19 protein-coding genes are annotated in these 17,816 nt (G+C 66.3%); all 19 read right to left on the bottom strand.

What is annotated here, in order from left to right; genetic code table 11:
- Window position 1 precedes the first annotated feature (1 nt).
- A complete protein-coding gene (hpf, locus tag F623_RS0103285; protein ID WP_012981784.1) occupies window positions 2-340 on the bottom strand; it encodes a ribosome hibernation-promoting factor, HPF/YfiA family in 339 nt (112 codons plus the stop codon).
- Window positions 341-342: 2 nt separating this feature from the next.
- A complete protein-coding gene (locus F623_RS0103280) occupies window positions 343-1,836 on the bottom strand; it encodes an RNA polymerase factor sigma-54 (RefSeq protein ID WP_018860723.1) in 1,494 nt (497 codons plus the stop codon).
- A gap of 69 nt (window positions 1,837-1,905) precedes the next feature.
- A complete protein-coding gene (gene lptB, locus F623_RS0103275; protein ID WP_018860724.1) occupies window positions 1,906-2,688 on the bottom strand; it encodes an LPS export ABC transporter ATP-binding protein in 783 nt (260 codons plus the stop codon).
- On the bottom strand, window positions 2,685-3,209 hold the full coding sequence (gene lptA, locus F623_RS0103270; protein ID WP_018868066.1) for a lipopolysaccharide transport periplasmic protein LptA: 525 nt from the start codon (window positions 3,207-3,209) through the stop codon (window positions 2,685-2,687). The genes lptB and lptA overlap by 4 nt, the downstream gene beginning before the upstream one ends.
- Window positions 3,202-3,723, bottom strand: a complete 522-nt coding sequence (lptC, locus tag F623_RS0103265; RefSeq protein ID WP_369771386.1) for an LPS export ABC transporter periplasmic protein LptC — start codon at window positions 3,721-3,723, stop codon at window positions 3,202-3,204. Before lptC ends, lptA begins: the two co-directional genes overlap by 8 nt.
- Before the next feature lie 38 nt (window positions 3,724-3,761).
- Window positions 3,762-4,301 carry a 3-deoxy-manno-octulosonate-8-phosphatase KdsC gene (gene kdsC / locus F623_RS0103260; RefSeq protein WP_018860727.1) on the bottom strand — a complete coding sequence of 180 codons (540 nt, stop codon included), beginning with the start codon at window positions 4,299-4,301 and terminating at the stop codon, window positions 3,762-3,764.
- Complete coding sequence (locus tag F623_RS0103255; protein WP_018868067.1) at window positions 4,301-5,278, bottom strand: KpsF/GutQ family sugar-phosphate isomerase; 978 nt, start codon at window positions 5,276-5,278, stop codon at window positions 4,301-4,303. The genes kdsC and F623_RS0103255 overlap by 1 nt, the downstream gene beginning before the upstream one ends.
- Window positions 5,275-6,252, bottom strand: coding sequence for a calcium/sodium antiporter (locus tag F623_RS0103250; protein WP_018860729.1), 978 nt, complete (start codon window positions 6,250-6,252; stop codon window positions 5,275-5,277). The genes F623_RS0103255 and F623_RS0103250 overlap by 4 nt, the downstream gene beginning before the upstream one ends.
- A 103-nt stretch (window positions 6,253-6,355) precedes the next feature.
- Complete coding sequence (locus F623_RS0103245) at window positions 6,356-7,303, bottom strand: AEC family transporter (RefSeq protein WP_018868068.1); 948 nt, start codon at window positions 7,301-7,303, stop codon at window positions 6,356-6,358.
- A 43-nt stretch (window positions 7,304-7,346) separates the two neighbouring features.
- A complete protein-coding gene (trxA, locus tag F623_RS0103240; RefSeq protein ID WP_018860731.1) occupies window positions 7,347-7,730 on the bottom strand; it encodes a thioredoxin in 384 nt (127 codons plus the stop codon).
- A gap of 55 nt (window positions 7,731-7,785) precedes the next feature.
- Window positions 7,786-8,394 carry an LON peptidase substrate-binding domain-containing protein gene (locus tag F623_RS0103235; protein ID WP_018860732.1) on the bottom strand — a complete coding sequence of 203 codons (609 nt, stop codon included), beginning with the start codon at window positions 8,392-8,394 and terminating at the stop codon, window positions 7,786-7,788.
- Window positions 8,391-9,029 carry a flavin prenyltransferase UbiX gene (locus tag F623_RS0103230; RefSeq protein ID WP_018868069.1) on the bottom strand — a complete coding sequence of 213 codons (639 nt, stop codon included), beginning with the start codon at window positions 9,027-9,029 and terminating at the stop codon, window positions 8,391-8,393. The genes F623_RS0103235 and F623_RS0103230 overlap by 4 nt, the downstream gene beginning before the upstream one ends.
- On the bottom strand, window positions 9,026-10,429 hold the full coding sequence (mpl, locus tag F623_RS0103225; protein ID WP_018868070.1) for a UDP-N-acetylmuramate:L-alanyl-gamma-D-glutamyl-meso-diaminopimelate ligase: 1,404 nt from the start codon (window positions 10,427-10,429) through the stop codon (window positions 9,026-9,028). The genes F623_RS0103230 and mpl overlap by 4 nt, the downstream gene beginning before the upstream one ends.
- Window positions 10,429-10,938, bottom strand: a complete 510-nt coding sequence (locus tag F623_RS0103220) for a hypothetical protein (RefSeq protein WP_026278575.1) — start codon at window positions 10,936-10,938, stop codon at window positions 10,429-10,431. The genes mpl and F623_RS0103220 overlap by 1 nt, the downstream gene beginning before the upstream one ends.
- Window positions 10,935-11,720 carry a VacJ family lipoprotein gene (locus tag F623_RS0103215; RefSeq protein WP_038040143.1) on the bottom strand — a complete coding sequence of 262 codons (786 nt, stop codon included), beginning with the start codon at window positions 11,718-11,720 and terminating at the stop codon, window positions 10,935-10,937. The genes F623_RS0103220 and F623_RS0103215 overlap by 4 nt, the downstream gene beginning before the upstream one ends.
- A gap of 35 nt (window positions 11,721-11,755) precedes the next feature.
- Window positions 11,756-13,762 (bottom strand): diguanylate cyclase, encoded by a 2,007-nt coding sequence (locus F623_RS0103210; protein WP_026278576.1) that lies wholly within the window; start codon window positions 13,760-13,762, stop codon window positions 11,756-11,758.
- Window position 13,763: 1 nt separating this feature from the next.
- The gene (locus F623_RS0103205) at window positions 13,764-14,987 is read right to left on the bottom strand and encodes an argininosuccinate synthase (RefSeq protein ID WP_018860738.1); all 1,224 of its coding nucleotides are present in this window, start codon (window positions 14,985-14,987) and stop codon (window positions 13,764-13,766) included.
- A 58-nt stretch (window positions 14,988-15,045) separates the two neighbouring features.
- Window positions 15,046-16,011: an OmpA family protein gene (locus F623_RS0103200; RefSeq protein ID WP_018860739.1), complete on the bottom strand. Its 966-nt coding sequence runs from the start codon at window positions 16,009-16,011 to the stop codon at window positions 15,046-15,048.
- Between the two features lie 12 nt (window positions 16,012-16,023).
- Entirely contained in the window at window positions 16,024-17,805 is a 1,782-nt protein-coding gene (lpdA, locus tag F623_RS0103195) for a dihydrolipoyl dehydrogenase (protein ID WP_018868071.1), read from the bottom strand.
- Between the last annotated feature and the right edge of the window lie 11 nt (window positions 17,806-17,816).

The raw sequence follows: 17,816 nt of genomic DNA, 5'->3' as shown, positions 1-17,816 counted from the left end.
GTTACAGGGCCTGTTCGCGGTTGCGCTGGGCACCCTCGGCGCGGTGATGGTCCTTGACCTTTTCCTTGTGCTTGATGAGCTGGCGATCCACCTTGTCGATCAGGCCATCGATCGCCGCATACATGTCCTCGTGACTGGCTTCTGCGTGGATGTGATTACCGCTGACCTGGAGATTGGCCTCTGCCTTGTTGTTCAGGTTCTGATTTTTCTCGTGGGTCAGCACCACATGCACGTCGATCACCTTGTCGAAGTGGCGCTCCAGCTTCGCGAACTTTTCGTTTACGTAGTCGCGCAGGGCGTCGGTGATATCGACGTGATGGCCGGTCAGGTTGATCTGCATGGTCAGGCTCCTTTTTGCTTGGTTCCGCTTGGCATGCTCGCCATCTGCCGGCGTTCACTGGAAGACGGTATGTGCATGGCCTCGCGGTACTTGGCCACGGTACGTCGGGCCACATTGATGCCCCGATCCGACAGGATCTGGGCCAGTTTGGCATCGCTCAGTGGCTTGTTCGCGGTCTCGCCACCAATCAGTTCTCGAATCATGGCACGGATCGCGGTCGCCGAGCATTCGCCACCGTCGGCCGTCCCGACATGACTGGAAAAGAAATACTTGAACTCGAATACCCCACGCGGGGTGTGCATGTATTTCTGTGTGGTCACTCGCGAGATGGTCGACTCGTGCATCTCCAGGGCCTCGGCGATGTCACGCAGGATCAGTGGCTGCATGGCGACTTCGCCATGCTCGAGAAACCCCTGCTGGCGCAGGACGATGGCCTGGGCGACCCGCAACAGGGTATCGTTGCGGCTGTGCAGGCTCTTCAGGAACCAGCGCGCCTCCTGCAGCTGATCGCGCATGAACGCGCTGTCACGCGCATCGGAGACCTGCCGCACCATGCCTGCATAGAGATCATTGATGCGAATGCGCGGAGCAATCTCCGGGTTCAGGTCCACACGCCAGCCATCGCGGTCATGGCGGACATAGACATCCGGCACGACGTATTCCGAAGTGGACTCGCTGATCTGGGCACCCGGACGCGGGTTCAGAGTACGGATCAGGTCCAGCGCCCGCGCCAGTTCGTCTGGATCGCGCACGCCTGACTGCCGCTGCAGGGCCCGGTAGTCCCGCTTGGCCAGGCTCTCCATGCCGTTTTCCAGGATGGCTCGAGCCGCGTCGCGCGCCGGGGCATCCGGCGCCAGATGGCGCAGCTGGATCTCCAGACACTCGCGCAGGTCCCGCGCACCGACGCCCAGCGGGTCGCACTGCTGAATCCAGTGCAGCACCGCCTCGACCTCGTCGACCCCCACGGGCTCGTCCTCGCCCTGGCTGATCATCTCCGCCAGCGCCTCGAGATCACCGTCCAGGTAGCCATCCGGGCTGATCGCGTCGATCAGCGCCGCGCCGATCCGCTGGTCGCGCGGGGTCAGGTGGCTCAGATGCAGCTGCCAGAGCAGATGGTCCTGCAGGCCCTCGTCGTCGCCGTCGGAGGTATTCTCCAGCGGATCGCGATCATCCAGGCCGCGCGGGCTCGGAGCGGGCTCGTAGATGTCGTCCCAGCGGCTGTCGGTGCTCAGCTCCTCGGGGATCACGTCATCGCCGGCCGTATCGGCCTGCATGCGATCCCCGTCGACCCGCTCGCCCCCTTCCTCCGGGCGCTCGCCCAGAGCCTCCTCGCCCTCGTCCTCCACCTGCTCGAGCATGGGATTGCTTTCCAGCGCCTGCTGGATCTCCGCCTGCAACTCCAGCGTGGAAAGCTGCAACAGGCGAATGGCCTGTTGCAGCTGCGGGGTCATCGTCAGCGTCTGCCCCAGCTGCAGATTGAGCCCGGGTTTCAGCATCGCGGTTTCAGGTCCATCGTGACCATTAAGACCCTCTCAAGAAGACATTGATCCATCTGCACCGAGAGCTCACAGCCGAAAGTTTTCACCGAGGTACACCCGGCGTACCTGCGGGTCGTCCAGCAGTTCCTGCGGAGTCCCCGCGCTCAGGATGCGGCCCTCGCTAAGAATATAGGCCCTGTCGCAGATTCCGAGTGTCTCGCGCACATTGTGGTCGGAAATCAGTACCCCGATCCCGCGCTGGGCCAGGTGTCCAATCACGGCCTGGATATCACCCACGGAAATCGGATCCACGCCGGCGAACGGCTCGTCCAGGCAGATAAAGCGTGGATCACCAGCCAGCGCTCGCGCAATCTCCGCGCGACGGCGCTCGCCTCCGGACAAGGCAATCCCCGGACTGTGCCGCACCGTCTCCAACTGAAATTCCTCGATCAGGGCATCGCCGATCCGACGACGTTCGTGGCGATCGAGCTCCGGCCGGAGCTCCAGCACGGCCTGGAGATTGTCCCAAACACTCAGTCGCCGGAATATCGAGGCCTCCTGCGGCAGGTAGCCCAGCCCGGCGCGGGCCCGCGCATGAATTGGGGCATGGGTTATATCCCGGTCGCCCAGCGTGATACGGCCGCGATTGGGCCGTATCAGGCCGACCAGGCTGTAGAAACAGGTGGTCTTGCCCGCCCCGTTCGGGCCCAGCAGCCCCACCACCTCGCCGGGCGCCAGGTCGACATCGACGCGATCCAGTACCGTACGCTTGCCATAGCGCTTGGTCAGCTCGCGTCCGGCCAGATAGCCGGCCACCGGAGGGGCTTCGCCATCCGTCCCTGCTGGTATGCTGGGGTCCACCTCGGTCATTCGCCGTCTTCGCGGGGCTGGATCCTGATGCGTACACGCTCGTCATCGGTCTCGCCACGCTCGGCTTCGATGATGTCGGTTTCCAGGTCGTAGACAATACGCTTGCCACGCGCCTCCTCGGCCGCCGTGACCACGTGTGCCTGGTCCGTCAGGATCACCCGGTCTTCGTTCAGCAGGTAGTCGATGCGCAGTGCGGTGGCGATGCGCATCTCCCCCGTCTCCGGATCCGGCGACTCCAGCCGCGCGGGCTCGCCGTGGGCCTCCATCTCGTAGGGACGCCGATCGCGGCTGCGCACATAGACCTTGTCCGCCTCCAGCGTCATATCCCCGCGGACCACAATCACATCACCGGTATAGGTACTCACGCCCCGGCGGTCGTCCATCTCCGCATGATCCGCGGTAATCTCCACCGGCAGCGCCTGCTGCTGGGCCACAAGCGGCGAGGCCAGCAGCAGCAAGACGCCCCCCACCAGCACAGACCACCCGGCCCGGGCGAGCGACGACCCACCACGTTCAGTCATTAGCGGCTTCCTCCTCGCCCGACTCGCTGTATAACGTGTACACATCATGGAACAGTTCTATGGTATCCCCTCGCGAGTCCACGCGCAGACCCACACCCCGCTGAAAGAGGCCAGGCTGATCCAGCGTCGACAGGGCCTCGGAGGTGGCGATCATGGTGTCGGTGGCCACCGTCACGTCGGAGGACTCGATCACCGTGCGTACGCGCTCGCCACGCTCGGGCTGCACACCTCGCGTGGGGCCGATCAGGTCGAGGGTCTCATCCATCGGACGGTGCAGCGCCTCGGGCGCGGTCCAGTGCCACTCGATACCGCCGGCATCGAAGATATCCAGGTCGGGGTCGTCGATCAGCTGGGGGCCGTCGCGGCCAAATTCGCGCAGCCGCGTTCCGCGCAGGCGGTGGCTCAGCTCGCCATCGTCGCCGGTCGCATGCAGCGTGAAGCCCTCGATCTCCAGCGTCACCTCGCCCTCCGGCTCATGCTCGCTGGCCACAGCGCCGGCCACCAGCGCCGCCATTGGCACCAGGAGCAGCGCCGTCAGTCCGACCCCCCACCTCATCCGTCGACGTACTCCGCGAACAGGGCCTCCAGGCGCCCCTGGGCCGCCAGCAGGCCCTCGCAGACCTCGCGCACCGCGCCACGCCCTCCGGGGGCCTGTGTGACCCAGTCGGCATGCTGCAATACCAGCGGATGGGAATCCGCCACCGCGATGCCGAGGCCCACACGACGCATCGCCGGCAGATCGACGATGTCGTCGCCCACAAAGGCGGCCTCCTCGGGCGCATGCCCGGTCTGTTCCAGCAGCTCGTGTAGTGCGGCCCCCTTGTCGCGCCGCCCCTGCAACAGATGCTGCACACCCAGATCCCGCATACGGTGCTCGACCACTCCGGAGGTGCGCCCGGTCAGAATCGCGATTTCCAGCCCGCCATCCAGCGCCAGGCGGATACCGTGCCCGTCGCGCGAGTGAAAGGCCTTGTACTGCTCGCCGGCATCCCCCATGAACAGGCTGCCATCGGTCAGCACGCCATCGACATCCAGGATCAGCAGACGCACCGCCTCCTGGCGGCTGTGCAGGTATTCGTCGCGCCGGTCCATCAGGCCACTCCCGCGCGCAACAGGTCGTGCATGTTCAAGACACCAACCAGTCGCTGATCGTCATCCACCACCGGCAGGGCGTTGATGCGCTTGCTCTCCATGGTCTCCAGCGCCTCCACCGCCAGCCACTGCGGACGGGCGGCATGCCCACCCCGCGTCATCACTTGGCCGATGGTCAGCGCCTCCAGGCTTTCACCACGATCCAGCGTGCGCCGGAGGTCGCCATCGGTAAATACACCAAGCAGATGCGCATTGGGATCGGCCACGATCACCAGCCCCAATCCCTTGCGCGTAATCTCGAACAGCGCATCCTTCAGAGGGGCCTCAGGACCCACGCGCGGAATCGCGTCACCCGTGTGCATGATGTCCGCGACATGGACCAACAACCGCCGTCCCAACCGGCCACCGGGATGCGAACGGGCAAAATCGTCCGCGGTAAAGCCGCGTGCATCCAGCACCGCAATCGCCAGGGCATCGCTCATCGCCAGCGCGGCCGTGGTACTGGAGGTCGGGGCCAGGCCCAGCGGACAGGCCTCGCGCTCGACCGAGACATCCAAGTGCACGGTGGCATCCTGCCCCAGACGCGACCCCGAATTGCCGGTCAGCGCGATCAGCGGTACATCCAGCCGCCGGATCAGCGGCAGGATGGTCAGCAGCTCGTCGGTCTCGCCGGAATTGGACAGGGCGATCACTACGTCATCGCGGGTGATCATGCCGAGATCGCCGTGGCTGGCCTCGCCGGGGTGGACGAAAAATGCTGGCGTTCCGGTGGAAGCCAGCGTGGCCGCCAGCTTGGAACCGATATGGCCGGACTTGCCCATACCGGTCACCACGACCCGGCCGCGGCACTCAAGGATGTGCCGACAGGCCTCCAGGAATGCATCGTCCACGCGGTCGGCCAGCCGACGCACGGCCTCGGCCTCGTTGTTGAGGACCGCTAGGGCCAGCTTGCGGGTGGTATCGGGATTGAAATTCATGCGGTTGCCGTCATTCCGAGATGGACAAGGTAGCCCGCGAACACCGCGAGCAGAAGCCCCCCCTGCCAGCGCCGCAGCTGGCTGCCACGCGCCAGGGCAAAAACGAACAGCGCGACGGTCATGCCGAGCATCACCGGGTAGTCGCGTACCAGCACCTCGGGCTCGATCGCCAGCGGCGCGATCAGCGCGGGGACCGCCAGCACGGCCAGCAGGTTGAACAGATTGGAACCGATCACGTTGCCGATCGCCAATCCCGCCTCGCGGCGAAAGGCCGCCACCAGGGAGGTCGCCAGTTCCGGCAGGCTGGTCCCGATCGCCACGATGGTCAGGCCGATCACCAGATCACTGATGCCCAGCTGCTCCGCAATCCCCACCGCACCCCAGACGACCAACTGGCTGCTGGCAATCAGCAGCGCCAGGCCAAGGCCCAGCCAGGCCAGGGCGCGACCGGTAGAAGTGGCCGCCGGGATGGCCTCGACCATGCCGCGCACCTCTTCAGGCGCATCGGCCGGGTCCAGCGCCTGCGCACGCCGCGCGATGTGAATCACCCAGGCGGTCACCAGCAGCAACCCTGAAATCAGAAGCCCGCCCTCCAGGCGGCCCAGCTCGCCATCCAGCAGCAGAAACAGGACCGCCAGACTCACCACCATCAGGATCGGCAATTCGCGGCGCACCAGGCCGTGCCCGATCACCAGCGGTGCCACCAGCGCCGCCATCGCCAGCACCAGTCCGATGTTCGCGATATTCGAGCCGATCGCGTTACCCACCGCGAGTCCCGGGTTCCCCTGAAGCGTCGCCAGGACGGAGACGACGATCTCCGGCGCCGAGGTCCCGAAGGCGACAATGGTCAACCCGACCAGCAGGGCACTCACACCCACGCTGCGCGCGAACGCCGAGGCACCAAACACGAAGCGGTCGGCACTCCAGGTCAGCAGTACCAGACCACCGATGACCGCAAGAACGGGCAGGACCATCAGCGGGTGCCGGGACCAAAGGTGGGTGGAGCGGGGTGTCTCTTCACCCGCCAATTGTAGCCGATCGCTGTAACCGATCGCCGGCGCCGGCCCGCCAACACGGTCACCCCCCAGGGACCAGATGTCCGGCGATGGCGAACCACAGCGGGAGGGTCAGCAGGGACAACGCCGTCGTCAGCGTGACCGCGGCCGCATACAGGCCGGTATCGAGTCGGAAGCGATCGCAGAACACGAGCCCCAGGACCATCGCCGGCATCGCCGCCTCGAGCACCGAACCAACCCCGGGCACACCCTCCAGCCCGACCCACCAGACCAGACCCAGCGCGAACAACGGTGCAATCAGCAACTGGATGACGGAGACCATGACCAGGGGCCGCAGATCGCGGCCGCGGAAGCGGTCGAACACCAGCGCCAGCCCCAGCGAAAACAGCATCAGGGGCGCTACCGAATCGGCCAGAAACCCGAGCCAGGTATCCAGCCAGGTGACCAGTGGCAGACCGGCCAGATTCAGGGCGACACCCAAAACCGCCGCCCAGATCGACGGGACGGCCGCCAGCCCGCGAATGGCCCCGCCCCCGCCATACAGCCGAACCGCTTCCGGATCCCCATAGTGCCTGGCCAGCAGGATCCCCAGTGTGAGCAACAGCGGTAGGCAGGCGAACAGGTCGTACTGGATCGCCACCGCGCGGCCGGCATCGCCGAACAGGCTGTCGAGGACAGGGAGTCCCAGGTAGGTGGCATTCGGCCAGGCCGCGGCCAGCAGCATCGCCCCGACCGCCCCGCGCTCGGCCAGACAAGCCCGGCAGGCAAGCAGGGTCACGCCCACCATCGCCAGCACGGTCGTACCGGCCACCAGCGCAATGCGCAGCGAGTCGAGCCCCAGGGGCGCGGTCCACAGCACCTGCAGTACCAGCGCGGGCAGCAGCAGATAGTAAACCAGGGTGGTAAGTACCCGGCGGGCGGTGTCGGCGTCCAGCCCGCCAGGGCGCAGCAGGCGCCAGACGACACCCGCAACGATCAGCGCCCCCATCTGGGTCATGACCGTCAGCATGGGGGCGCTCGTTTAGGGCGACAGGTTTCGCGTCAGAGGGTAATCAGGCCTGGCCGGCCTGCTGCTCCTGCTGCTGGCGTTCGACGTCGGCGCGCACCTGGTCCATATCCAGCTCGCGTACCTTGCCCAGCACCTCGTCCAGCTGCCCGGCGGACAGCACACCCGGCTGGGAGAAGACGATGATCTGTTCGCGGAAGATCATCAGCGTCGGGATGGAACGGATCTGGAACGCCCCGGCGATCCCCTGCTCCTCGTCGGTGTTCACCTTGGCGAAGACCACATCGGGATGCTGATCGGAGGCCGCCTCGAAGGTCGGGGCGAACTGCTGGCAAGGCCCGCACCAGGGGGCCCAGAAATCCAGGATCACGATGTTGTTGCCGGTGATCGTGGATTCGAAAGTATCCTGCGTGAGTTCCTGAACGGCCATTGGGCGGCTCCGGTTAAGAATGAACCGTCGACCTTACCAGCCCCGCCCGTCAGTGTCAGGATTTCGATGCCGCGAGCATGGCTGCGCGCAGGCGTTCCAGGCGCTCGATCGGGTCGTCCGCCTCCAGCAGCTGCTGCTTGACCTCGAGATCAATCGGAAGGAGCTCTGCCAACCGTCCAACGATCCAGGACGAGTCATCGAAGCGCCGCTCCAGATGCGACCAGGGCGTACCGAGCTGGTCCAGAAGCCGTTCGAGCAGATCCGCCAGCGAGGCATAATCCACCGGCAAGCTCACATCGGGGCGCTCCTGCAGCGGCTCGACCTCCGCCAGCCAGAGACCGTCATCGGCCCGGCGCGGATTGTGTATGCGGTGGCGCCGCTCGCCCTTGACCAGGATACCGAGCAGGCCGTCCGGCCGCTGGTCCCAGTCGACGATCGCGACCTCGGTTCCGATCGGGTGGAAGCCGACCGACGGGTCCGTCTCGGCCTCCGGGCGGGGCGCACCGGACTCGGTATCCGGCTCGATCGCGACGATCACGAAGCGGCCATCCTCGCGCAGGCAGCGGCGCACCATGTCGAGATAGCGCGTCTCGAAGATCCGCAGCGGCAGCAGCCCCTCCGGAAACAGCACGGTATTCAGCGGGAACAGCGGAAGCGTCGTCATGCCGGATCCTCCGGCGGCAACGACGCCTCGCCCCAGCGCGGACCCAGGGCATGCTCGACTTCCAGATGGTCCAGCACTCGCGCCACAATAAAATCAACCAGCTCGTCGATGGATTGCGGCCGATGATAAAAGGCCGGGTTGGCCGGCATCACCACCGCACCCATGCGCGCCAGACGCAGCATGTTCTCCAGGTGGATCTCGGAGAACGGCGTCTCGCGCACCACCAGCACCAGCCTGCGCCGTTCCTTGAGCACCACATCCGCCGCACGTTCGATCAGCCCGCGCGATGCGCCGGTCGCGATCGCCGAGACAGTCGCCGTGGTGCAGGGGCAGACCACCATCGCCTCCGGCACGGCCGAGCCGCTGGCCACCGGTGCCGTCCACTGCTCCGGGCCATAGCAGCGGATCTGTCCATCGGCGGCCCCATGTCGCTCGGCGAAAAAGCGTGCAATCTCGGCCGGACGCCCGGGCACGTCGAGATCGGTCTCCAGCCCCAGTACTACCTGTGCCGGTTTCGACAGCATCAGATGCACCTGAACCCCCGCCTGCACCAGGCACTCCAGCAAGCGCAGCCCGTAGGGTGCGCCGGAGGCACCGGTCAGGGCCAAGGCGATCGAGCGTGGCTGTCCACTCATGCAGGAGTCCCCGCGGATTCACGTAACTGTAACGCGGCAATCAGGCGCTGGTGCAGACCATCGAAGCCACCATTGCTCATGATGACCAGCGTATCGCCAGCACGCACGTTTGACAGAATACCGCCCATCAGGGCCTCGATCTCGCGCGTGACCGACAGGCGCTCGCCGAGGCGGCGCTCGAGGTCCGTGGTGGACCAGTCGATCTCCGGGGCATGATAAAGATGCACCACATCCGCGCACTCCAGGGCAGCGCCCAGAGCCTCGGCATGAACCCCCATGCGCATGGTGTTGGAGCGCGGCTCCAGCACCGCGATCAACCGCCCCCCGGGGGCGACGCGGCCCCGCAGGCCTTCCAGGGTCAGGCGGATCGCAGTCGGGTGATGGGCGAAGTCGTCGATCACCCGGATCCCGTCGATGTCGGCACGCAGTTCCTGACGACGCCGCACACCACGGAAGCCCGGCAAGGCCGCGATCCCCGCGGCCAGTGGCACCCCGGCATGGCGTGCCGCTCCGAGCGCGGCCAGGGCATTGGAAAGATTGTGCTGCCCCGTCATTTCCCAGGCCACACGGCCCTGGACCACCCCGTTGGCCAGCACCTCGAACTCCGACGCATCGGCATTCAAAGGCCGCGCCCCCAAGGCCACGGTATCCCCGGTATCCGGGTCGGTCGTGATGCGTTCCACCGGCGTCCAGCAGCCCATTTCCAGCACGCGCTCCAGCGCGGCATCGCCCGAGGGCAGCAGGATCAGGCCCTGCCCGGGAATAGTCCGGACCAGGTGATGGAACTGGCGTTCGATCGCGGCCAGGTCCGGGTAGATGTCCGCGTGGTCGAATTCGAGATTGTTCAGCACCAGGGTACGCGGCCGGTAGTGGACGAACTTCGCGCGCTTGTCGAAGAAGGCGGAGTCGTATTCGTCCGCCTCGATCACGAAGAATGGAGCCTCGCCCAGGCGGGCGCTGACACCGAAGTTGCCGGGCACGCCCCCGATCAGGAATCCCGGGCTCAGCCCGGCATGTTCCAGAATCCACGCCAGCAGGCTCGCGGTCGTAGTCTTGCCATGGGTCCCAGCCACTGCCAGCACCCAGCGGTCATACAGCACATGCTCGGCCAGCCACTGTGGACCGGAAGTGTAGGACAGGCCGCGATCCAGCAGGGCCTCGATGACCGGCATGCCCCGGGTCATCACGTTGCCGACCACGACCGGCCCGGCATCCGGCAGGGTGGCCGGGTCATGGCCCTCGTGATACGGAATACCGGCCTGCTCCAGTTGCTCGCTCATTGGCGGGTACAGCTTCTGGTCGGAACCGGTGACCTCGTAGCCGCGCGCCCGGGCAAGCTGGGCCAGCCCGCCCATGAAGGTTCCGCCGATGCCAAGTATGTGCAGCTGACCCGTGCTCACTACAGCGCTCCCAGGGCCACCTGGGTGATCACGCTGGAGACCACCACATACCCCAGCGCGATGAGCATGCCGACAAAGCGGCTGCCCAATTCCAGGGCCTGCTGCAGGATGTGCCCGAAGACCAGCAGCAACCAGCCCACCAGCGTCAACAAAGCCAGAAGGGCCCCGGTGGAGACCTCTTCCGGATCGGTCGGGGCATCGATCAGCATCAACAGGGCCATCAGCAGGCCCAGCAGGGCCCCGGTGCCGGCCATTGCGGTAAAGGTCTGCAACCAGCGGTCCGGCACACCCCCCATGCGCAGCACCACGACGATAAACATGTACAGCACGACCAGGTCGAGCACATTCAGGACCAGGGCCTGGCCCGTGCCGTACATCGGAATGCCGACGGCCATACCCGTGACCAGGGCAATCCCGAGCCAGAAGATCAGCGTAGCGCTGTCGGGCGGCAGATCCTGCGGTCCACTGCGCAGGCGCAGGATGTCCAGCATCGTCCAGAGGCTGTTCAATCCATGCCCTCCTCGGCTTCCATCGCCTCCAGGGCCTCGAGTTCGTCCAACTCGTCCAGCATCTCGGTCGCGCGCTCGTCCGAGGCCCCGCGCACCATGAAGTCACGGCGCTGCAGGTAGGCCTCGCGCATGGCGATGTAGCGATCGTCGGAGATCTGCTCCAGCATGCGCTCGGTCGGGATCAGCCCGGCGCGCATGTCGACCACGTCCAGCGCGATCAGACCCACCCACCAGCCGGTGTGATCGGTGCGCAGGTCCGTGTGATACATGGGGCTAGTGTAGCCGTCGACCAGGCGCGCCGGCGCGTCACGCGCGGTGCTCGGGCCCAGCAGCGGCAGCTGCAGGTACGGTCCCCGCGCCACACCCCAGGCACCCAACGTCTGGCCAAAGTCCTCGTTGTTCTTCTCGAGTCCCATCGGCGAGGCCACGTCGATCAGGCCGAGCAGCCCGAAGGTCGTATTGAACATGATGCGACCGGTATCCGAAGCGGCGTTCTCCAGGTTGCCCTGCAGCAGATTGTTGAACAGGACCGTAAAGTCATTGAGGTTGGAGAAGAAATTGCCCACCCCGGTCTGGACCGGCTGCGGCAGGCGGCGGTACTGGACCGCTGCCGGGCGCAAGAGCGCCTGGTCGAAGTCGTCGTTGATTTCGAATACCACCCGGTTGTATGACTCCCAGGGGTCGTCCGGATGACGATCCTCGCTGGGAACGGTCGCGCAGCCGGAGAGTGCCAGCACCATCAGGGCCGCCAGCCCCATGCGTATACGGGAAACAACCGACATAACGATTCCTTTTTCGCCGCGCCCGACGCTGGGCGTCAGGAACCGGTAATGGGGTGAACATCCGCCGGGCGGGCCACACCGACCTGGCCGCGCCCCTCGCTCTTGGCGGAATAGCAGGCCCGGTCAGCGGCCACGAAAGCCGCGTCCACGCCCGGCAGCCCCTCGATCAACTGCACCACACCGACCGAAGCACCAATGGTGACGTCCCGAGCCTCGACCTGCAACGGCCGATCCCCCAGGGCACTGCAGATTCGCTGGCCGAGGACCTGGGCCTGTTCGGCGTCGGTGTCGTACGCGATCACCGCGAACTCGTCGCCACCGATGCGGGCCACGGCATCGCGCGAGCGCGTCAGTTGGCGCAGGATGGTCGCCACCCGCCGCAGCAGTTCATCACCTACCTGATGGCCGTGGCGATCATTGACCGCCTTGAAGTAGTCCAGATCCACCAGCAGCAGGCTCGCCGCCACCGACGAGTATTCCCCTGCACTGTCCATTGCGCGCTGCATCTCGCGTTCGAATGCGCGCCGGTTCAACAACCCGGTGAGCGGATCGTGACTCGCTTCATGAACCAGGCGGTCGACCAGCTCGCGCTCCTCGGAAATATCGGTCAGCACCAGCAGGGTCCGCACCGAACTGCCCGCCACCGGGTCCAGCGCTGTGCGGTCGATCCGCACGATTCGCTCCTGACCGTCCGGGGTCACCAGCCTGGCCTCGGTATGCTCGCCCAGTTGGGGGGCGAGCGGCCCTGGATGGTCCGCGCCCAGCGGCCGATCTGTCCCCATCTCGCGCAGATCCAGGACCTGCTCCAGGGCGCAACCCAACGCCTGCAAACGAACCAGTCCCGCCATCTGCTCGGCGGCGGGATTCATGTACGAGACCCCGCCACGGTGGTCCAGGGTAATCACCGCATTCGGGATCGCGCCCATCGCCCTGCGCAAGTTGTCCCCGGCCGTGCGCATGCGGGCATGCACCTGCAGTACATACAGAAGGACCAGCGCAATACCGGCCGCGAGCACGGCAAACAATACCCCCAGGTTGTCGCGAGCCCATCGCATCACGGCGAACGGCTCCGGCGCATAGAGCCCGACGCCCAGTTCGTGCATCAGACCGTGCACGTCCTCGTAGGAGCGCGGCGCGGCCCAGCCCGCTATCCCGGCCGCCTCGCTCACCGGGTGCTCGGCGTCCAGCTCCAGGATGGCGCGGAGCACGGTTTGCGCGATATCGACATCGAGATCGCCGCGCATGGCCAGAGGCCACTCCGGATACAGACGGGTGGACGTCCGATACGAGAAACCGGGAATAGCCCGTTCGCCGACCAGGCGCAACTGGTCCACGCGTGGGTCGCCCTGCTCGCGCAGGTCCTCGAGAATTCCCGTGCGAAAGGTCGCGGCATCCACCTCGCCCGACAGCACTAGGTCCAGCCCACTGGAGACCGGAAAACCCGTGAAGACCACGTCTTCCAGGTCACCCTCGATATCCAGCCCTGCCGCCTGCAATTCGCGCCAGGCCATCCACCAGCCACCAAAGGCATCCGGATGAACCGCAGAAACTCGCTGCCCGGCCAGATCCCGCAGCTCGACCAGATCCGAACGATCCGCACGGGCAACGATCACGGCCCCAAAGCGGTCTTCCTCGCGCCCGACCTCGGCCGGGAGCATGGTCGCGATACGGGAGATACCATGGCGATGCTCAAGCATCACGTAGGAGCCGGAATTGGTCAGCACCAGGTCGAAGCGGTCCTCGGCGGCACCCGCCTGCAGGGTATCGTTATCGACCGGCACCAGACGCACATGAATGCCGCCCAGCGCCTGCTCCAGATACTCGGCGAACGGTGTCCACTGCTCGCGCGCCACGTCCTCGCCGCGGTGCGCGAGCACCCCGAGCACCAGTTCGTGCTCGGCCGATTCGACCTCCGCCCCGGCCGGGCCCGCCACAAGCGCACCAGGCACCAGGCACCACACCAGAAGCGCACCCCCGAGGCTGGTCCTGCTCACCTGCGACAGCCAGCCAAGTGATCGGCGGACAACCGCACACCAGTTCATCTCATGTGGGTTTCCGATGGCGGCTGGCGGCGATACGCAGACGCAGCGCGTTCAGACGGATGAAGCCTTCGGCGTCTTTCTGATCGTAGGCACCGGCATCGTCCTCGAAAGTGGCAATGGCATCGTCGAACAGAGTGTCCTCCGAACGGCGGCCAGCGACGATCACGTTGCCCTTGTACAGGCGCAGGCGCACCTCGCCGTTGACCACGCCCTGGGTGTCGTCGATCGCGGCCTGCAGCATGCGCCGCTCCGGGCTCCACCAGTAGCCGTTGTAGATCAGACTGGCGTAGCGCGGCATCAGCTCGTCCTTCAGGTGCGCGGCCTCGCGGTCCAGGGTGATCGACTCCAGCGCGCGGTGCGCCTTGAGCAGGATGGTGCCGCCCGGGGTCTCGTAGCAGCCGCGCGACTTCATGCCGACATAGCGGTTCTCGACGATATCGAGACGGCCGACGCCGTGGGCCCCGCCGCGCTCGTTCAGCTTCGCGAGCAGTTCCGCGGCGCTCAGGCGCTTGCCGTTGATCGAGACCGGGTCGCCCTTCTCGAAACCGATGGTCAGCGTCTCCGACTCGTCCGGTGCGGCCTCCGGGGAGACCGACCAGCGCCACATGTCTTCCTCGGCCTCGGTCCACGGGTCTTCCAGCGGGCCGCCCTCGTAGGAGATGTGCAGCAGGTTGGCATCCATCGAGTACGGCGACTTGGTGCCCTGCTTCTTGTAGTCCACCGGGATGTTGTGCTGCTCGGCGTAGGCCATCAGGCGCTCGCGCGAGTTCAGGTCCCACTCGCGCCAGGGGGCGATCACCTGGATCCCCGGCTTCAGCGCATAGGCCCCGAGCTCGAAGCGCACCTGGTCGTTGCCCTTGCCGGTGGCGCCATGGGCGATGGCATCGGCGCCGGTCTCCTCGGCGATCTCCACCATCCGGCGCGCGATCAGCGGCCGCGCGATCGAGGTGCCCAGCAGGTACTCGCCCTCGTAGATCGTGTTCGCGCGGAACATCGGGAACACATAGTCGCGCACGAAGGTCTCGCGCAGGTCCTCGATGTAGATCTGCTTCACGCCCAGGGCCTCGGCCTTGGCGCGGGCCGGTTCGACCTCCTCGCCCTGGCCCAGGTCGGCGGTGAAGGTGATCACCTCGCAGCCGTACTGATCCTCGAGCCACTTGAGGATCACGGAGGTATCCAGGCCCCCTGAATAGGCCAGCACGACACGGGAAATCTTCGAACTCATGGGAATACCAATCCTTCTTTCATCTTGAGAGTTATAGTCGGTTTTGTGACGGGCTTCACTACCAGCCCGCGGAGTCCGGCACGCCAGGCGCCGACTCCGGCTCCGCCAGTGGCTCGGCCGGAGGCAACTCGTGGCGCGTCTCGGTAGCGGCTTCAGAACCGGAGGACGGCTCGGCGGCGGCATCCGCCCCACCCAGCCACCAGATATCCACCCGGCGCGATCCCTCGCGCTCGCCTTCCGCCTCCGGATCGACGCCACCGGCCTCCACCGCCAACCCGTCGGCCGGCACACCGGCCTCGATCAGCGCTGCACGCACCGCCTCCGCGCGCTGTCGGCTCAGGCGCTCGTTCAGTTCGCGCGGGCCCTCAGCGTCGGTCAGCCCGACCAGACGCACCTGCGGGCGTTCCACCGTACGTAGAGTCTCGGCCGCGCGAGCGACCGTCTCGCGCCCTCTGGAATCCAGATCCCGGCTGCCGGTTGCGAAGTACACCGACCAGCGATCCAGCGCCCCGACATCCGGGCCCTCGGCCCCTGTGTAGCAGGCCTTGAAACCCTCGGCGCGCTGGGCAAAACGAATGCCGCGAAAATGCACCGCGTCCTCGGCACCGGGGAAATCGATACGCACGTCATGGCCCACTAGAAGGCGGGCCTTGAGTGCCTGAACCTGCGCGTCCGGCACCCGGAAGCGATCCGGCCGTTCGGCACGCAAGTCGAGATCCAGGGGCGATTTCGGACTCGCCCCAAGCCATTCCGGGGCCCCGGTGCGCAGTCGCGCCGTGGCGCCCTCGGGCATTGCGTAAGGGGCGAGCCAGAAAGCGCGAAGGGCCAGACCTGGCTGGGTCTCGAAGCGCAGCGTACCGCCGTGGCGAACGCCTTGTTCGATGCGGCAGGCGTCGTCCAGCTCGATCACCTGCCAGTCGCTGCGCTCCAGCGATTCGCGGTGGGGGACCACCCCCGCCTGGGCAACGTGCGCCAGCCACAGCCCGCCGAAAAACAGGATCAAAAGTGGGCGCAGCTCAGGCATGCAACCCGTGTGCTAGCGCTTCTTGGGTGGCAGGATATCGGTGATGGAGCCGTGCGCGACCTCGGCGGCAAAAGCCACCGTCTCGCTAAGGGTCGGGTGCGGATGCACGGTCAGACCAATGTCTTCCATCTCCGCACCCATCTCCAGCGCCAGCATCGCCTCGCCAATCAGATCACCGGCGGAGGGCCCAACAAGACCCGCGCCGATCACCCGACCATCGGCGTCGAACAGCAGCTTGGTCATGCCGTCCTCGGCACCCAGCGCGATCGCGCGGCCGGAGGCAGCCCAGGGAAACACACCCTTGGTGTACTCGATGCCGTCGGCCTTGGCCTGCTCCTCGGTCACGCCCATCCAGGCGACCTCGGGATGGGTATAGGCCACCGACGGGATCGCGCGGGCGTCGAAGTGCACCTTGTGCCCGGCGATCACCTCGGCCGCGACCTTGCCCTCGTGGGTGGCCTTGTGTGCCAGCATCGGCTGGCCGACCACGTCGCCGATGGCGAAGATGTGCTCGACATTGGTGCGCTGCTGGCTGTCGACCTCGATGAAGCCACGCTCGGTGACCTGCACGCCCGCCGCCTCGGCCTTGATCTTCGCGCCGTTCGGGCTACGTCCCACAGCGACCAGCACGCGGTCGAAGGTGTCCTCTTCCGGCAGGCCCTTGGCCTCGCCGTCGAACTGGCAGACGATGCCGGCCTTGGTGGCCTTGGCCTCGGCGACCTTGCTCTTGAGGAAGATATTCTCGAAGCGCTTCTTCGCGCGCTTCTCGAACGGGCGCACGATGTCGCGATCCGCACCCGGCATCAGGGTATCGGACAACTCGACCACCGTGACCTTCGTGCCCAGCGACTCGTACACGCAGGCCATTTCCAGGCCGATGATGCCGCCGCCGACCACCAGCATGCGCTTGGGGATCTCCGCGAGATCGAGGGCGTCGGTCGAGTCCATCACCCGCTCGTCGTCCCAGGGGAAGCCGAGCAGCTTGATCGCCTGCGAACCGACCGCGATGATCGCATGCTCGAAGCCGATCACTTCGCGGCCGTCATCGCCCTCCACTGCGATGCTGTTGGCGCCGACGAACTCGCCCGTGCCCTGCACCACGCGCACGTTGCGCTGCTTGCACAGCTGCTTGAGCCCGCCGGTCAGCTTCTTGACCGCATTGCCCTTATAGCCACGCAGGCCGTCGAGATCGATCTCCGGCTCGCCGAACTTGATGCCCAAGGCGGCAAAGCGCTCGGCCTCGTGCAGAACCTCGCCGGCGTGCAGCAGCGCCTTGGACGGGATACAGCCGACGTTCAGGCAGACCCCGCCGATCTGCGGGTAGCGCTCGACCATCACCACATCCAGCCCCAGGTCCGCCGCGCGGAAGGCGGCGGTGTAACCGCCGGGGCCGGAGCCCAGCACCAGCACCTGGCACTGGCTGTCTGTGTTCGGGTCGGCGGCCGCTTTGGGCGCGGCCTTCTGCGACTCACTCCCGGCCGAGGATTCCGCTTTGTCGGACTCGGTCTTGTCACCGCCGGACGCGGGGGCGTCATCGCTGCCCGCGGCCTCGCCGCTGGCCTCGAGGTCCAGGAGCTTGCTGCCCTGGGAGACCTTGTCGCCGACCTTCACATGCAGCTTCTTCACCGTACCGGCCTCAGGGGCGGGCACGTCGATGGTCGCCTTGTCGGACTCCAGCGTGATCAGCGGGTCTTCCGGCGCAATCTCGCTGCCCGGCTGTACCAGGACCTCGATGATCTCGACGTCCTTGAAATCCCCGATGTCCGGGACTTCGATGGTCTTCGTCTGGCTCATCCAGTCACTCC

This window comes from Thioalkalivibrio sp. ALD1, assembly GCF_000381245.1.
Classification (GTDB): Bacteria; Pseudomonadota; Gammaproteobacteria; order Ectothiorhodospirales; family Ectothiorhodospiraceae; genus Thioalkalivibrio.
This window is presented reverse-complemented; position numbering and strand designations above follow the sequence as displayed.

What these genes read in the sequence shown, in the direction of transcription:
- hpf (WP_012981784.1), bottom strand. Translation starts at nt 340, where the DNA reads ATGCAGATCAACCTGACCGGCCATCACGTCGATATCACCGACGCCCTG.
- F623_RS0103280 (WP_018860723.1), bottom strand. Translation starts at nt 1,836, where the DNA reads ATGCTGAAACCCGGGCTCAATCTGCAGCTGGGGCAGACGCTGACGATG.
- lptB (WP_018860724.1), bottom strand. Translation starts at nt 2,688, where the DNA reads ATGACCGAGGTGGACCCCAGCATACCAGCAGGGACGGATGGCGAAGCC.
- lptA (WP_018868066.1), bottom strand. Translation starts at nt 3,209, where the DNA reads ATGACTGAACGTGGTGGGTCGTCGCTCGCCCGGGCCGGGTGGTCTGTG.
- lptC (WP_369771386.1), bottom strand. Translation starts at nt 3,723, where the DNA reads ATGGCGGCGCTGGTGGCCGGCGCTGTGGCCAGCGAGCATGAGCCGGAG.
- kdsC (WP_018860727.1), bottom strand. Translation starts at nt 4,301, where the DNA reads ATGGACCGGCGCGACGAATACCTGCACAGCCGCCAGGAGGCGGTGCGT.
- F623_RS0103255 (WP_018868067.1), bottom strand. Translation starts at nt 5,278, where the DNA reads ATGAATTTCAATCCCGATACCACCCGCAAGCTGGCCCTAGCGGTCCTC.
- F623_RS0103250 (WP_018860729.1), bottom strand. Translation starts at nt 6,252, where the DNA reads ATGGTCCTGCCCGTTCTTGCGGTCATCGGTGGTCTGGTACTGCTGACC.
- F623_RS0103245 (WP_018868068.1), bottom strand. Translation starts at nt 7,303, where the DNA reads ATGCTGACGGTCATGACCCAGATGGGGGCGCTGATCGTTGCGGGTGTC.
- trxA (WP_018860731.1), bottom strand. Translation starts at nt 7,730, where the DNA reads ATGGCCGTTCAGGAACTCACGCAGGATACTTTCGAATCCACGATCACC.
- F623_RS0103235 (WP_018860732.1), bottom strand. Translation starts at nt 8,394, where the DNA reads ATGACGACGCTTCCGCTGTTCCCGCTGAATACCGTGCTGTTTCCGGAG.
- F623_RS0103230 (WP_018868069.1), bottom strand. Translation starts at nt 9,029, where the DNA reads ATGAGTGGACAGCCACGCTCGATCGCCTTGGCCCTGACCGGTGCCTCC.
- F623_RS0103215 (WP_038040143.1), bottom strand. Translation starts at nt 11,720, where the DNA reads ATGTCGGTTGTTTCCCGTATACGCATGGGGCTGGCGGCCCTGATGGTG.
- F623_RS0103210 (WP_026278576.1), bottom strand. Translation starts at nt 13,762, where the DNA reads ATGAACTGGTGTGCGGTTGTCCGCCGATCACTTGGCTGGCTGTCGCAG.
- F623_RS0103205 (WP_018860738.1), bottom strand. Translation starts at nt 14,987, where the DNA reads ATGAGTTCGAAGATTTCCCGTGTCGTGCTGGCCTATTCAGGGGGCCTG.
- F623_RS0103200 (WP_018860739.1), bottom strand. Translation starts at nt 16,011, where the DNA reads ATGCCTGAGCTGCGCCCACTTTTGATCCTGTTTTTCGGCGGGCTGTGG.
- lpdA (WP_018868071.1), bottom strand. Translation starts at nt 17,805, where the DNA reads ATGAGCCAGACGAAGACCATCGAAGTCCCGGACATCGGGGATTTCAAG.